The organism is Roseococcus sp. GW821-FHT12F05, from assembly GCF_058806835.1.
In genome coordinates this window covers 86,169-100,962 of the sequence record NZ_JBXAQB010000020.1, presented here as the reverse complement: position 1 = coordinate 100,962, position 14,794 = coordinate 86,169, and the positions used below count along the sequence as shown (strand labels likewise).

Genomic DNA, 14,794 nt, shown 5'->3' with positions numbered 1-14,794 from the left:
CCTCCGTCATTTTGCGGCCGCAGCATCAGGGCAGCGGTCTCGGTGGAAGTACGGCGTGAAGCGCATCCAGCAGCGCCGTGTCCGTGAAGGGCTTCAGGAGGCATTCCACGGCCCCGCTCCGGCGCAGGCGCTGACAGACCTGCTCGTCGCCATGCGCCGTGATGAAGACGATGGGAATCCTCCGCCCCTGCTGCGCCAGCGCGCGCTGGAGATCGATGCCGGACATGCCGGGCATGGCGATGTCGAGAACCAGGCAGCGGGCCTGATCGAGCCGCTGCGAGGCGAGGAACTCCTCCGCCGAGGAGAAGGCCTCGGCCTCGTGGCCGAAGAGGCGGATGAGGTCGGGCAGCGACTCCCGGACGGACTCGTCGTCGTCGACCACGGCGACGTAGGTGCCCTGCTGCATCATGCGCCTGTCGGCCTGGAGGGAATGGAGAAGCAGAAGGTCGAGCCGGGGCCGTCGTTGCGCTCGCCCCAGAGGCGGCCGTGATGGTTCTCGACGATGGTCCGGCTGACCGAGAGGCCGATGCCCATGCCGTTGCTCTTGGTCGTGTAGAAGGGGCTGAAGAGCTTCTCGGCCATGGCCGGATCGAAGCCGGTGCCGGCATCCCGGACCGCCAGCCGGACATGGCCGCCTTCCTCGATCCCGGTCGAGACGATCAGCTCCCGCGGCCGGTCCGTCACCTCGTTCATCGCTTCGGTGCCGTTCAGGATGAAGTTGAGGATGACCTGCTGCAGCTGGACGCGATCGCCCATGACGTCGGGCAGATTCCCGGCGAGATGGAGGCGGGGGCTGACGCCGTTTCTCTGCAGCTCGTTCAACGACAATGCGATGACCTCCTGTGTCGCGGTGTTCAGATCCACGAGCTCCGCGGCCGTGGTTCTCCGGGCGAAGAGCGCGCGCAGCCGGGCGATCACCTCCGAGGCGCGCCTGGCGTCGCGGATGGTTCGCCGCGCGGTCTCGCGGGCGCCGTCGATATTCGGCGGCTCGGCGGTCAGCATGCGCAGGGCCGTGCCCGCATTCGTCATGATGCCCGCGAGGGGCTGGTTCAGCTCATGCGCGATCGAGGCCGTGAGCTGACCCATGGTCATGACGCGCGTGACGCGGGCGAGCTCGGCCTGGGTCTCGCGCAGCTCGTCCTGTGCCTGCTTCCAGTCGTGCATGTCGACGCAGACGCCATGCCATTTGAGGATGCGTCCTTCCTCGTCGCGCAGCGGCAGGGCGGTGGTCAGGCACCAGCGATAGGAGGAGTCCGCGGCGTGGAGGATGCGCGCTTCCACCTGGTAGGGCGCGCCGGTCGCGGCGCTCGCGGACCAGGCCCGCATGGCCTGGTCGAGATCGTCGGCATGGAAGAGGTTCCTCCAGCCACCGCCCATGATCTCTTCCGCGGTGAAGCCCGAGAAATCCAGCAGGCGGGCGTTGCAGTAGTCGCACTCGCCGTCGGGCTTCGCGCTCCACAGCATCTGGGGGATGGTCTCGGTGAGGCGGCGCAGGTTCCATTCGCTGGCGCGCAGCTGCTCCTCCGCGCGCTTCTGGTCGTCGATGTCGACGATCAGGTGGAACCAGCGCAGGATCCGCCCCTGCGGGTCGCGCAGCGGCACGCCGAGGACGTTGAACCAGCGGTAGACGCCATCGAAGCGGCGGTGCCGGCTCTGCACATTGTAGGTCTCGCCGGCTTCATGGGCCGCGCGCTGCGCCGCGATCGTGCCTTCGAGGTCGTCCGGATGCATGACATCGGAGGCCTTCCATTCCTTCAGCTCGTCGAAGGTCTTGCCGAAATACGCCAGGGTGGGCCGGTTGAGGCCCTCGACCTCCCCGGCCGGCGTCGTGACGGCGACCGGGACGGGGATGCTGTCGACGACGAGCTGGAAATCGAGCTCCCGGCGCCGCAGCTCCTCGTTGGCCTCGCCCAGCTCCCGGGTCCGCGCGGCGACGCGCCGGTCCAGCTCCCGGGCCAGGCGCTTCTGCTCGCCCCACCGCCAGGCCGCCTGCAGGCCGATCGTGGCCTGGTTGGCGGCGACGCCGAGGACGAGGCCCTCGGTCCGGAGCGGGAAGCCGGCGCGCCGCGATCCGACGACGAGCACGCCGATCTCGCCCGTCAGGCCGAGGCGCAGGGCCAGGACCGCGAGGCCCTGGCCGCCGACCGTCAGCCGGCGCGGCCCTTCCTGCGCTTCGATGCTCGTCCAGGGCATCAGCAGCGCGGCAAATCCCTCCGGCGGCGCCACGCTGCCGGCCCAGGGCGACAGCCGCGTGACGTCGGGCGGCAGGTCTCCGTCCGCATCGTTCAGGCGCAGATGGGCGAAGTCGAGATCCAGCATGCCGAGAACCGAATCGAGCAGGCTGCCGGCGATCTCCGCGGGCTCGCGGCCCGCCCACATCGCGGGCAGCGCCATGACGCCGACCAGGTCGCCGATGCAGCGCTGAAGCCGCCTGTTCTCGGCCAGGAGAGGCTCGGGCTGCATGATCAGCCGTCGGGCAGGAGGACGCGGTATTCCTCCTCCTCGCTGTCGAAGACGGCGCAGAGGTGGCATGCCCGATGCAGCTGGGCGCCCGCGAATGGGATCGGCTGCGCTGACGTCGTCACGATGAGCCCCTCCGGGGGAACGGCCTCGATGCTCCGCCCGAGGATGCGCCAGCCGCGCTCCGGCGACCCATAGTACCTTGGTATCGGTCCAGGGCTTTTTCCGCCTCGCCGCCGGGCGCCGGGCCTGGGCCATGAGCCACCGGCCGGTATCTAAGGTATCGCCGATACCAAGGTGCAATCGCCGCGCCGCGACCGGTGACCGACCATGACGAGGCCAGACACGCCCAGCCAGCCATAGCGATGGCCCGAGAGGAGAACCGTCATGCCGGAATCCCTGCCGTCTTCCACGCGGCGCGACATGCTCGTCGCCGCGGCCGCCGCCGGTGCCGCCACCATGATGCCGGCGCCGGTCCAGGCCGCGATGCCGGGGGCCCAGCTGCCCGCTGTGCGGCGCGACATGCTCGTCGCTGCGGCCGCGGCCGCGGCCGTCGCCCTCGCGCCGGCGCCGGCCCAGTCCGTGACCGGCGAGATCCGCCCGTTCCGGGTCCAGGTGCCCGACGAGGCGCTCGCCGATCTGCGCCGGCGGGTCGCCGCCACGAAGTGGCCGACACAGGAGCTGGTCCCGGACGCGTCGCAGGGCGTGCAGCTCGGGACGATGCGCAGGCTCGCGCAGCACTGGCACGACCGGCACGACTGGCGGAAGGTCGAGGCGCGGCTGAACGCCCTGCCGATGTTCGTCACCGAGATCGACGGGCTCGACATCCACTTCATCCATGTCCGCTCGCGGCATCCCCGGGCGCTGCCGGTGATCATCACCCATGGCTGGCCCGGCTCGGTGATCGAGCAGCTGAAGATCATCGGCCCGCTGACCGATCCGACCGCCCATGGCGGCACGGCGGAGGAGGCCTTCGACGTGGTGATCCCCTCGCTGCCGGGCCACGGCTTCTCGGCCATCCCCACCGCGACCGGCTGGAACCCGCAGCGCATCGCCCGCGCCTGGGCCACGCTGATGGGGCGGCTGGGCTACACGCGCTACGTCGCGCAGGGCGGCGACTGGGGCGACGCCGTCTCCGAGCAGATGGCGGTGCAGGCGCCGCCGGGGCTGCTCGCCATCCACACCAACATGCCGGCGACCGTGCCGGACGAGATCGCGCGGGCGCTGGCGGCCGGCGCCGAGGCCCCGGCCGGACTCTCCGCCGAGGAGAGGAACGCCTACGACCAGCTCGCCTTCTTCTACAAGCACGGCCTCGGCTACGCGCAGGAGATGGCGAACCGCCCGCAGACGCTTTACGCGCTGGAGGATTCGCCGATCGGCCTCGCCGCCTGGATGCTCGACCACGACGCGCGCAGCTACGACCTCATCGCGCGCGTCTTCGACGGCGCGGCGGAGGGCCTGACGCGCGACGACATCCTCGACAACGTCGCGCTCTACTGGCTGACCGGCACGGCGGTCTCCTCGGCGCGCCTGTACTGGGAGAACGACCTCGCCTTCTTCGCGCCGAAGGGCATCACCATCCCGGTGGCCGTCAGCGTCTTCCCGGACGAGATCTACGCGGCGCCGCGGAGCTGGGCGGAGAAGGCCTTCCCGAACCTCCTCCACTTCAACCGGCTCCCCAAGGGCGGGCACTTCGCGGCCTGGGAGCAGCCGGACGCCTTCACCGCCGAGCTGCGCGCGGCCTTCCGCTCGCTGCGCGCGTAACGCCTTCCACGGAGAGACCCCATGTCCACCAAGCTGCTCTACACGGCGAAGGTCCACACCACGGGCGGGCGCGAAGGCGGCGCGTCCCGCAGCTCGGACGGCCTGCTCGACATCCGCATCTCGCCGCCCGGTGGCCACGGCACGGGCACGAATCCCGAGCAGCTCTTCGCCGCCGGCTGGTCCACCTGCTTCACGAGCGCGATCCACATCGCCGCGCACCAGAAGAAGGTGACCCTGCCGCCGGGCTTCGTGATCGACGCCGAGGTGGATCTCAGCCTGGTGGAGGGCGCCTACACGCTCAGCGCGCGGCTGAACGTCAGCCTTCCGGGGCTGCCGCGCGAGGTCGCGCAGGCGCTGGCCGACCAGGCCCATACGCTCTGCCCCTACTCGCGGGCGACGCACGGCAACATCGATGTCACGACCAACGTGACGATCTGACCGGCCACCCCCGACGCACGCCGGATGTGATCCCGATGGGCCGCCCGACCACCTACCGCACCGTCGATGTCGGCGGCCTACCGATCTTCTGGCGCGAGGCCGGCGACCGCGACGCGCCGGCGATCCTGCTGCTGCACGGGCTGCCGTCGTCGTCGCGCATGTACGAGCCGTTGTTCGCACGGCTCTCGGACCGCTATCGCCTGGTCGCGCCCGACTATCCCGGCTTCGGCCACAGCGCCTGGCCCGCGCCGGGCGCGTTTGCCTACACCTTCGACCACCTGGCCGAGGTGATGACCCGCTTCACCGAGACGCTGGCGCTCTCCCGCTACAGCCTCTTCCTGCAGGATTACGGCGGGCCGGTCGGGTTCCGGATGGCGATGGCCCATCCCGGGCGCGTGGACGCGCTGATCGTGCAGAATGCCGTGGCTCACGACACGGGCCTCGGCGATCTCTGGGCTGCCCGCCGCGCCTTCTGGGCCGACCGCGCCACGCACGAGGCGGCGCTGCGCCGGAACCTGCTCTCGCTGGAGGCGGCCCGCCTGCGCCACGTCGGCCACGATCCGGATGCCGGGCGCTACGATCCCGATCTCTGGACGGACGAGTTCGCCTTCCTCAGCCGCCCCGGCCAGGCGGAGATCCAGACGGAGCTGTTCTACGACTACCGCAGCAACGTCGCCGCCTATCCGAAGTGGCAGGCCTGGATGCGCGAGGTTCAGCCCCGGCTGCTCGTGCTCTGGGGGCGCTACGACCCGTCCTTCGACATTTCCGAGCCCGAAGCCTACCGGCGCGACGTGCCGCAGGCGGAGATCCATGTCCTGGACGCCGGGCACTTCGCCCTGGACACGGCCGCCGACCGGATCGCCGGCCTGGTCCGCGGCTTCCTCCGATGACCAGCCCCACCGAAGGAGCATGACATGAACGACCACGACATCGTCGATTCCAGCTTCACGGCGACGATCCGCGCGCCGATCGAGAAGATCGACATTCCCGCCTGGTGCTTCTCGCTCGGCGAGAAGGAGTATCAGGGGTGCTCGCCCGCCCATATCGCGGCGGGATTCACGACGGCACCGGACGGCCGCCGGATGTCGATCAATGTCGAGGTCATCGGCGGCAGCCTGATGGTGCAGCACTACGTCGAGACGCTGGGCCGCAAGGATCACCTGATTCTGGAATCGGTCTCCGACGTCTTCACCCCGACGGGACGGACCACCATCCACGTCCAGTGGGAGATGAGCGTCAAGGCCATCGATGGCGGGAGCTGCGAGTTCACCAACCGCGTCCGCTCGAAGGCCACCGAGGAGTTCACGGCCTTCCTCGATCGCCAGGGCATTCCCTTCGACGTGTTCCGCGCGCAGCGGCAGCCCATGTCGATCGCCCACAACCGGGGCGAGACGCCGTTCTTCGCCGAGAGCCTCGAGCGGGCCGCGCTGGGAAACGGAACGGCCGGCTGATCACGGGGATGGAGGGAGAATCAAATGTCGCAGCCGACCTATGAGAAGCGATCGACGGCGCTGCTGTTCGTCGATCCCTACAACGATTTTCTTTCGGAGGGCGGCAAGATATGGCCGCGCGTGAAAGCCGTCGCCGAGGAGGTCGGCCTCATCGGCAATCTGAAGAGGATCAACGAGGCGGTGCGGAGCGCGGGCCTGAAGGTCTTCATCGTCCCGCACCGCCGCTGGGAGCCGGGCGACTACGCGTGCTGGTGCCATCCCAATCCGACCCAGGTCGCCATCATGAAGCGGCATTCCTTCGCCCGCGGCGAATGGGGCGGCGACTGGCACCCGGACTTCGCCCCCCGGGAAGGCGACATCGTCGTCAAGGAGCATTGGGCCCAGAGCGGCTTCGCCAACACCGACCTCGACCAGCAGCTCCGGCAGCACGGCATCACGCATGTCATTCTTGTCGGCCTGCTGGCCAACACCTGCCTCGAATCCACGGGCCGCTACGCGATGGAGCTCGGCTATCACGTCACCCTGGTCCGGGATGCGACGGCCGCCTTCACGCCGGAGATGATGCATGCCGCGCACGTGCTGAACGGCCCGACCTATGCGCATGCCATCCTAGAGACCCGCGAGCTCGTCGAGGCCCTGCCGGACCCGTGAGCCGGCGAGGGGATGGCAGGCGGCGCGGGAGCCATCCTGGACCTGCCGCCTACATCCCGGCGTCGCCGGGAGGCTTGGGCAACCCGGCGCGGGCCTCGGGAGCGAGAGCGTTCCACGCCTCCTCCATGGCGAGGCGCTTCGTCTGGAAGTCCTGCAGCAGCCGCGCCAGATGCTCCGCGGATGGCCAGATGTTGCCGTCGATCCGGGTCGTCGCCCACTGCACGCTGGTGTCGGGGAAGGGAATCGCCGTGTTCAATACGACCGTCCGGGCAGGATGGGCGCGAAGATTGTGCATCGCGTGCTGGAGAACTCGGAAGCGCGAATCCAATCCCATGGCCGTACTGGAAAATTCGTCCCTCTTCTTCAGGTAATCCTGCACCGACATTGCAGCTCTACTCCGGGCATTTCAGGTGTTATATATTGCCATGGCATGAGAGCATATTGAAGGGCTGGGCATCAAATGAAAGGCTCGGAGCATGCCTCACACCTCTGACCGAAGGTCACGGCGGTTCTGACGGGTCGTCCTGCCGCAGGCGCAGACCGTCCAGGAAGACGTCGAGCAGCCGCATGACCTTCGCCTGCCAGCCAAGCCCATCCTGCAGGTAGCAGAGCCCGATCACCGTCCGCAGCAGATCCTCCGGGCCGATGTCGCGCCTCACCTGGCCGGCCTCGGCCGCCGGGCGCAGCAGCATCCCGATCGCCTCGTTGAGCCGGCCGGTCGTATAGGCCATGAGCTCCGGCGGCTTGTGGGCGGCCAGGGCAAGCGCCTCGGCCATTCCCTTCTTCGTCGCAACGAACTCCAGCAGCGCCTGCACCCAGCGGCGCAGCCCCACCAGCGGCGGCAGTTCCGCGGCGAGCTGCTGCGCCAGCTCCGCCAGCTGCTCCACCTCGCGCCGGTAGATCGCCTCGTAGAGGGCCTCGCGCGTGGGGAAATGGCGGTAGAGCGTGCCGATGCCCACGCCGGCCCTCCGGGCCACGGCCTCCAGGCCGGCTCCCGCGCCGCCCTCACTGAACACGGCCTTCGCCGCTTCCAGCACGCGCTCGCGATTCCGGATGGCATCGGCCCGGGGCTTGCGCTGTCGGCTGGCGGACTCGTCGGTCATGGCCGGCCCTGGTCTCCTCATTTAAACGGAGGAGTCCTCCGCTTATACCTTGCAAGCGGAGGTTACCTCCACATATGGGCCTGCGACAGCGAGCCGGGTAGCCCCGGCCGCCGCCAGCGTTCCGCGCCGGGCAGGCTAAGCCGCCCCGGCCGGGAGGCCTATCCGAAACCGCCCTCATCGGAGGCTCCGCATGAGCTTGTCGGTCAACCTCACCATCAACCGCGTGCCGCGGACGGTCGAGCTGGACGATCCCCGCGTCACCCTGCTGGACCTGCTGCGCGAGCGGCTGGACCTCACCGGCACCAAGAAGGGCTGCGACCGCGGCCAGTGCGGCGCCTGCACCATCCTGCTGGACGGCCGCCGCGTGAACGCCTGCCTGGCGCTCGCGATCAGCCATGACGGGGCGGAGATCCTGACCGTCGAAGGCCTGGCGGAGGGGGAGGGGCTGCATCCGGTGCAGGCCGCCTTCATCGAGCACGACGCCTTCCAGTGCGGCTTCTGTACGCCCGGCCAGATCATGAGCGCCGTCGGCCTCATCGGCGAGGGCCAGGCCGGCGACGATCCCGAGCGCGTGCGCGAGGGCATGAGCGGCAATCTCTGCCGCTGCGGCGCCTATCGCGGCATCACCGAGGCGGTGGTCGAGGCCACGCGCAGCATGTCCGCCACCACGCAGGAGGAGGCAGCATGAACCGCTTCGCATATGTGCGGCCGCGCACGGTCGCCGAGGCCGTCACCGCCGCCGCGCTGCCGGGCAGCGCCTATCTGGCGGCCGGCACCAACCTGCTCGACCTGATGAAGATCGGCGTCGCGCGCCCCGCCCGGCTGGTGGACCTGAACCACCTCCCGGGTCTCGACGCGATCGGGCATCTGCCGGATGGCGGGGTGCGGATCGGCGCGCAGGTGCGCAACGCGGATCTCGCGCATGATCCCGCCTTCCGCCGGCGCTTTCCGGCGGTCGCGGAGGCGCTGCTGGCCGGCGCCTCGGCACAGCTGCGCAACGCGGCGACGGTCGGCGGCAACCTGCTGCAGCGCACGCGCTGCGCCTATTTCCAGGACACCGCCAGCGCCTGCAACCGGCGCGAGCCCGGCAGCGGCTGCGATGCGCGCGGCGGCGAGAACCGGCTGCATGCCGTGCTCGGCTGGAGCGAGGCCTGCATCGCGACCCACCCCTCGGATTTCTGCGTCCCGCTGGTGGCGCTCGGCGCGGTCGTGGAGATCGAGGGGCCGGCCGGCGCGCGGGAGGTCCCGCTGCAGGAGTTCCACCGGTTGCCCGGCACGACGCCGGAGCACGAGAGCGTGCTGGCGCCGGGCGAGCTCGTGGTCGCGCTGCGCCTGCCGCCGGAGGCCGCCGGCTTCGCCGCGCATGCCCGCTACGTGAAGCTGCGCGAGCGCACCTCCTACGCCTTCGCCGTGGTCTCCGCCGCCGCGGGCCTGCGGATCGCCGAGGGCCGGATCGTCGAGGCGCGGCTCGCGCTTGGCGGTGTCGCGGCCAGGCCCTGGCGTGCCGAGGCCGCGGAGGCGGCCCTGACCGGTGCCGCGCCCGACGAGGCCGCGTTCCTCCGGGCCGCGGAGATCGCCCTGGCGGAGGCCCGGCCCTCCGGCGACAACGCATTCAAGATCGAGCTGGCGCGGCGCATCGCCGTCCGCGCCCTGACCTTGGCCGCCGCCGGCACGCCGGAGCGGCTGCCGGCCCTGCCGGCTTCTCCTTTCGCCCCTGTTCCCGGAGGTCTCCATGGCTGAGGTGCTTCATATGCGGCACGGCTCCAGCGCCGGCCAGCCGATCACGCGCCGCGACGGTCTCCTGAAGGTCACGGGCCGGGCCCGCTATGCCGCCGACAACCACCCGCCGGGCATGCTGCACGCGGCCCTCGCGGCCAGCCGGATCGCCCGCGGGCGCGTGGCCTTCCTGGATGTCGAGGCGGCCCGGACGCATCCCGGCGTGGTGGCGGTGATGACGCCCGCCAACCGTCCGGCCCTGGCGCTGGATCCCGACGACAAATCCGTGCCCTTCTCCTTCTGTCTCGACCTGCTGCAGAACGACCGCGTGCGCTATGCCGGACAGCCGATCGCCGTGGTGATCGGCGAGACGCTCGAGGCCGCGACGGAAGGCGCCGCGCTGCTCGCCCCGCGCTACGAGGTCGAGCCCGTCGAGGTCACGCTGGATGCCGCCGACGCCTTCGTGCCGAAGGCCGTCGGCATCGGCGATCCCGCGGAGATGCGGCACGGCGACGTCGAGGCCGGCCTGGCCGCGGCGCCACGACAGATCGAGGCGAGCTACGAGACGCCGCAGCAGTTCCACAACGCCATGGAGCCGCATGGCGTCGTCGCCGTCTGGGAGGACGAGCGGCTGTCGCTGGACATGCCGACGCAGGGCTTCGCCCTCACGCAGATGCGCCTCGGCGCGCTCTTCGGCATCCGGCCGGAGGACATCCACATCCGCAGCCCCTTCCTGGGCGGCGGCTTCGGATCGAAGCTGCTGACCGGGCCGCAGGTGCTGGGTATCCTGGCGGCGCGGCTCGTCGGACGGCCGGTGAAGCTCGTGCTCCGGCGCGAGCAGATGTACGGCCCGGTCACCCATCGCGCGCCGACGCGGCAGCGGCTGCGCCTCGGCGCGACGGAGGACGGCGCGCTCACGGCGATCCACCACCATGTCCGCACGGCGACGAGCCGCTTCGACGAGTTCCTCGAGCCGTCCGCCGGTGTCAGCCGCACGCTCTACGCCGCGCCGGCGATCGCGACGACCAACGAGGCCGTGCGGCTGGACACGGGCACGCCGGGCTTCATGCGTGCTCCCGGCCTGGCGAGCGGCAGCATCGCGCTGGAGAGCGCGATCGACGAGATGGCGCAGGACTGCGGCCTGGACCCGCTGGAGTTCCGCCTGAGGAACTACGCCGAGGTCGAGCCGGTCTCCGGCAGGCCCTTCTCCTCGAAGGCGCTGCGCGAATGCTACGCGGAGGGCGCGGCGCGCTTCGGCTGGGCGGGCCGCCCGCTGGCGCCGCGGCAGATGCGCGACGAGAACGGGCTGCTGGTCGGCTGGGGCGTGGGCACCGCGACCTTCCCGGCGCACATGTTCCAGGGCCAGGCGCGGGCGGTGGTTCGGCGCGACGGCACCGGCCTGGTCGAGACCGGCGCGCACGACATGGGGCAGGGCGCCTGGACCGCGCTCGCGCAGATCGCCGCCGACAGCCTCGGCCTCGATGTCGGGCAGCTGGAGTTCCGCTCCGGCAGTTCCGACCTGCCGGATGCCGGCATCGCCGGCGGCTCCGCGCATACTGCGACGGCCGGCAGCGCGATCCACGCCGCGGGCGCGCAGGCGATCGAGCGGCTGGCGGAGCTGGCGCTGGCCGATCCCCATTCGCCGCTCTTCGGCGCGGGCAATGTCGGCGTCGTCGCGCGGAACGGCCGGCTGCTGCGCCGGGACGACGAGAGCCGCGGCGACAGCTTCGCGGACATCCTCGCCCGTGCCGGGCTGGGGGAGATCGAAGGGCGCGGCAGCGCGGCCGCGGATGCGGCCGTGGCGGAACGCTACGCGATGCAGGCGCATGGCGCGGTCTTCGCCGAGGTGAAGGTGGATCCCGAGCTCGGGCAGATCCGCGCCACGCGTCTGGTCGGCGCCTTCGCCGCAGGCAGGATCATCAACCCGCGGCTGGTGCGCAGCCAGTACTATGGCGGGATGATCTGGGGCGTCTCCTTCGCGTTGCACGAGGGTGCCGTGCTGGACGCGCGGACGGGACGTGTGATGAACGCCGATCTCGCCGAATACCGCGTGCCCGTGAATGCGGACGTTCCTTCGCTCGAGGCGATCCTCGTCGAGGAGGAGGACCGGCATGTGAACGCGCTCGGCATCAAGGGCGTCGGCGAGATCGGCATCACCGGCACGGCCGGCGCGATCGCGAATGCCGTGTGGCATGCGACCGGCCTTCGTGCCCGGCGCTTCCCCATCGCGATCGAGCACCTGCTGCGTGGGGCAGAGGCGCCTCGAACGGCGGGGTGACCTTCGGGGCGGGCCTCAGCCTCCGTCGGCCGGGAACGTCGGTGACGTCAGCCCTGGCCGGCTTCCAGCCGAGGCCCGCCCTTGCCTCTTTTGCCTTCGTCTGGCAGGTTATCGCTAACGTAGCTAGGGCCGCACCATGGCAGAAAGCCGGGGCGCAAAGGGAGGATCAGGAACGATGTGGAACCCGTCACGAAGAGGTCTCCTCTCGGCTGCGGCCCTGGCAGGCACGGGGCGCGAGGTCCGTGCACAGGCCTGGACGCAGCGGACGATCCGCCTGCTCGTGCCCTATGCCGCCGGCGGCGGCACCGATGTCTTCTCGCGGGCTCTCGCCGAGGGGCTGCGCCAGGTGCTGGGCCAGACCGTGGTGGTGGAGAATCGCCCCGGCGCGAACGGCTCCATCGGATCGGAGGCCGTGGCCCGGGCGGAGCCGGACGGCCAGCTCTTCCTGGTCGATACCGGCAGCCATGTGATGAACACCTACACCATGCCTTCGCTGCCCTATCAGATCCTGCGCGACTTCGCGCCCGTCGCGCTGCTGTCGCGCTTTCCCATGATGCTGGTGGCGTCCAATGCGGCGCCTTACCGGGACGTCGCCGAGCTGGTCGCCGCGGCCAAGGCCGCTCCCCGCAGCATTGCCTTCGGCACGACGGACGCCGCCATCTCCTATGCCGGCAATCTGTTCACGCGCCTGGCGGGGATCGAGATGGTGGAAATCTCCTATCGAGGGGCCGGACCGATGATGAACGACATCATCGCCGGTCATCTCGCGACGAGCTGGAACAGCACGGTCGCGGCCCTGCCGCACATCCAGGCCGACCGGCTCCGGGCCCTGGGTGTGACGACGGCGGAGCGCTCCACGCTCCTGCCGAACGTGCCGACCCTCGCCGAGGCCGGTGTGGCGGGATACGAGTTTGCCGGCTGGTACGGGATGATGGGTCCGAGAGGGCTGCCCGACAGCATCGCGGAGCGCATGCACGCGGCGATCATGCAGGCCCTTCGGATCCCCTCGGTGCGCGATCGTCTGACGGCCATCGGCGCTGACCTCGGGGTGCTGGATCCGTCCCGGTTCGCAGCCTTTCGGCAGGAAGACGACGCGCGCTGGGCGCGGGCCGCACAAGAGGGCCTGATCACCAGGGCGCAGTAGGTTGCTGCGTGGTGGCGCCTGCGGCTCTCGGCATGGCCCCGGCACCCCGGCCCAAGGAGCGTGTCCGAACGCGGGAAGCGCTGGAGAACGGCTCTCGAACGAGGAAGAGTGAATGCCCGATCTGGACATTGCCCATCAGGGCCGCGTCGCGGTGCTGACCATGAAGCGGCCCGGCGCCGGCAACCGCATCACCCAGCAGATGGCCGAGGAGCTGACGGCGGCGCTCGATGCCGCGCGGCGCGATCCGTCCGTCGCGGGCTGCGTGCTGACGGGGCATGGGGACGTGTTCTGCCTCGGCGGCGACTACCAGGGGGCCGGCCCGCGCGTGGCGGGCCGGATGGAGTTCGGGCGCGCCCATATCGACCTCGTCAATGAGATGGCGCGGCTGGGCAAGCCGCTGGTCGCCGCCGTCAATGGCGACGCCCATGCCGGCGGCTTCAGCCTCGTCGTCGCCTGCGACCTCGCCTACGTCGCAGACGACGCGACGATGGGCCTGCCCGAGGCGGCGCATGGACTGTTTCCCTTCCTGGCCCTGGCGATCGTCCGCGACGCGCTGCCGAAGAAGGTCCTGTTCGAGATCATCTACAACGCACGCCTGATGGACGCGCAGGAGGCCTGCGCCCTCCATCTCGCCAACAAGGCCGTGCCCCGCGGGGAGGTCGTGGCGGAAGCCGTGCGCGCGGTGGAGCGGGCCACCGGCGGCAATCCGGACGTCCTCGCGCTCGGCCGCGACCTCTATTACGCGATGCGCGGACTGAGCCCTGCCGAGGCGCTGGACAAGTCGCGCTTCGCGCTCGGCGCGGCGCTGGGCGCCCGCGACGAGCGCCCGCCGCGCTGACGGCCCGCAGCCGCTCCGCTTGCCCTAGGACGCGTATTTCTTCTCCTGTTCCACCATCTCGGAGAGGCCGACGAAGTCGTTGAACTCGTCGAAGGGGGTCATCAGATCGGCCACGGCATTGGTCGAGCAACCCTCCGCCATGAAGCGCTCCATCATGGTCTTCACCGCCTTGTGCATGGCGAACATGGGCTCGATCGGACACAGCGCATAATCGAAGCCGAGCTCATAGGCCTCCTGCAGGGACAGGAAGGGGCTCTTGCCCGAGCGGGCCATGTTGAACAGCAGCGGCTTGCCCAGGGGACGCAGGCGGCGGCTGATCTCCCGCATCTGCTCCGCGCTCTCCATGGCATCGACATAGAGGCCGTCCGCGCCGACCTCGGCATAGCCGGTGAGGCGCTCGATCGCATCGTCGAGGCCGGTGACGGCCAGGGAGTCGGTGCGGGCGACGATGAAGAAGTCGGGGTCGCGCCGCGCCTCCAGCATGGCGCGGAGCTTCTGCTGCATCTCCTCGGCGCTGACGAGCTGCTTGCCGGCGAAATGGCCGCATTTCTTCGGCATCGCCTGGTCCTCGAGATGAAGGACGGAGGCCCCCGCCTCTTCCCACAGCGCGACGGTGCGGGCCGCGTCGAGCACGCCGCCATAGCCCGTATCGGCATCGGCGAAGACCGGGACCTTCGTCACCCGGCAGATGCGCCGGATATGGTCGAACATCTCGGTCTGGGTGAGCAGGCCCACATCCGGGGCGCCGGCGACGATGGCCGAGGCCGCGAAGCCGCTGACATAGATGGCGGGCGCGCCAACCTGCTCGGCCAGCTTGGCCGTCACGGCGTCATGCGCGCCCATGCAGACGAAGGGCGGGGTCTTCAACAAGTCGCGGAAGCGGGCTGAGCGGCTCAAGGCGGTCTCCTTCTGCGGGGCGGCGCCCGGTCGGTCGGCAGGGCTCCGGTTCAA

General features: G+C 70.5%; 15 protein-coding genes. 10 read left to right on the top strand and 5 right to left on the bottom strand.

Annotated features, from left to right (window positions below; genetic code table 11):
• Positions 1-25 precede the first annotated feature (25 nt).
• Together AC1ROY_RS31225 and AC1ROY_RS31220 are read right to left on the bottom strand one after the other, a co-directional pair.
• Positions 26-409, bottom strand: coding sequence for a response regulator transcription factor (locus AC1ROY_RS31225; protein WP_493152850.1), 384 nt, complete (start codon positions 407-409; stop codon positions 26-28).
• Entirely contained in the window at positions 406-2,463 is a 2,058-nt protein-coding gene (locus AC1ROY_RS31220; RefSeq protein ID WP_493152849.1) for a PAS domain-containing sensor histidine kinase, read from the bottom strand. The genes AC1ROY_RS31225 and AC1ROY_RS31220 overlap by 4 nt, the downstream gene beginning before the upstream one ends.
• A gap of 384 nt (positions 2,464-2,847) precedes the next feature.
• Here AC1ROY_RS31220 and AC1ROY_RS31215 point away from each other — a divergent pair, with 384 nt between their 5' ends.
• Genes AC1ROY_RS31215 through AC1ROY_RS31195 form a run of 5 tightly spaced genes read left to right on the top strand, consistent with a single transcriptional unit; the run spans position 2,848 to position 6,764 of the window.
• On the top strand, positions 2,848-4,224 hold the full coding sequence (locus tag AC1ROY_RS31215; RefSeq protein WP_493152848.1) for an epoxide hydrolase family protein: 1,377 nt from the start codon (positions 2,848-2,850) through the stop codon (positions 4,222-4,224).
• A 21-nt stretch (positions 4,225-4,245) separates the two neighbouring features.
• Entirely contained in the window at positions 4,246-4,662 is a 417-nt protein-coding gene (locus AC1ROY_RS31210; RefSeq protein ID WP_493152847.1) for an organic hydroperoxide resistance protein, read from the top strand.
• Positions 4,663-4,697: 35 nt separating this feature from the next.
• Positions 4,698-5,552, top strand: a complete 855-nt coding sequence (locus tag AC1ROY_RS31205; RefSeq protein WP_493152846.1) for an alpha/beta fold hydrolase — start codon at positions 4,698-4,700, stop codon at positions 5,550-5,552.
• A 24-nt stretch (positions 5,553-5,576) separates the two neighbouring features.
• Positions 5,577-6,113 (top strand): hypothetical protein, encoded by a 537-nt coding sequence (locus tag AC1ROY_RS31200; RefSeq protein ID WP_493152845.1) that lies wholly within the window; start codon positions 5,577-5,579, stop codon positions 6,111-6,113.
• A 24-nt stretch (positions 6,114-6,137) separates the two neighbouring features.
• Positions 6,138-6,764, top strand: a complete 627-nt coding sequence (locus AC1ROY_RS31195; RefSeq protein ID WP_493152844.1) for a cysteine hydrolase family protein — start codon at positions 6,138-6,140, stop codon at positions 6,762-6,764.
• 49 nt (positions 6,765-6,813) lie between these two features.
• Here AC1ROY_RS31195 and AC1ROY_RS31190 read toward each other — a convergent pair whose 3' ends face one another.
• On the bottom strand, positions 6,814-7,149 hold the full coding sequence (locus AC1ROY_RS31190) for a hypothetical protein (protein WP_493152843.1): 336 nt from the start codon (positions 7,147-7,149) through the stop codon (positions 6,814-6,816).
• 115 nt (positions 7,150-7,264) lie between these two features.
• The gene (locus tag AC1ROY_RS31185; protein WP_493152842.1) at positions 7,265-7,867 is read right to left on the bottom strand and encodes a TetR/AcrR family transcriptional regulator; all 603 of its coding nucleotides are present in this window, start codon (positions 7,865-7,867) and stop codon (positions 7,265-7,267) included.
• A gap of 190 nt (positions 7,868-8,057) precedes the next feature.
• Here AC1ROY_RS31185 and AC1ROY_RS31180 point away from each other — a divergent pair, with 190 nt between their 5' ends.
• The 5 genes from AC1ROY_RS31180 (at position 8,058) to AC1ROY_RS31160 (ending at position 13,843) form a co-directional block, all read left to right on the top strand.
• The gene (locus tag AC1ROY_RS31180) at positions 8,058-8,555 is read left to right on the top strand and encodes a (2Fe-2S)-binding protein (protein WP_493152841.1); all 498 of its coding nucleotides are present in this window, start codon (positions 8,058-8,060) and stop codon (positions 8,553-8,555) included.
• A complete protein-coding gene (locus AC1ROY_RS31175; protein WP_493152840.1) occupies positions 8,552-9,607 on the top strand; it encodes an FAD binding domain-containing protein in 1,056 nt (351 codons plus the stop codon). Before AC1ROY_RS31180 ends, AC1ROY_RS31175 begins: the two co-directional genes overlap by 4 nt.
• Entirely contained in the window at positions 9,600-11,861 is a 2,262-nt protein-coding gene (locus AC1ROY_RS31170) for a xanthine dehydrogenase family protein molybdopterin-binding subunit (protein ID WP_493152839.1), read from the top strand. The genes AC1ROY_RS31175 and AC1ROY_RS31170 overlap by 8 nt, the downstream gene beginning before the upstream one ends.
• Before the next feature lie 175 nt (positions 11,862-12,036).
• Positions 12,037-13,005, top strand: coding sequence for a Bug family tripartite tricarboxylate transporter substrate binding protein (locus AC1ROY_RS31165; RefSeq protein ID WP_493152838.1), 969 nt, complete (start codon positions 12,037-12,039; stop codon positions 13,003-13,005).
• A gap of 112 nt (positions 13,006-13,117) precedes the next feature.
• Entirely contained in the window at positions 13,118-13,843 is a 726-nt protein-coding gene (locus tag AC1ROY_RS31160; protein WP_493152837.1) for an enoyl-CoA hydratase/isomerase family protein, read from the top strand.
• Positions 13,844-13,867: 24 nt separating this feature from the next.
• Here AC1ROY_RS31160 and AC1ROY_RS31155 read toward each other — a convergent pair whose 3' ends face one another.
• Entirely contained in the window at positions 13,868-14,740 is an 873-nt protein-coding gene (locus AC1ROY_RS31155; protein ID WP_493152836.1) for an isocitrate lyase/PEP mutase family protein, read from the bottom strand.
• Between the last annotated feature and the right edge of the window lie 54 nt (positions 14,741-14,794).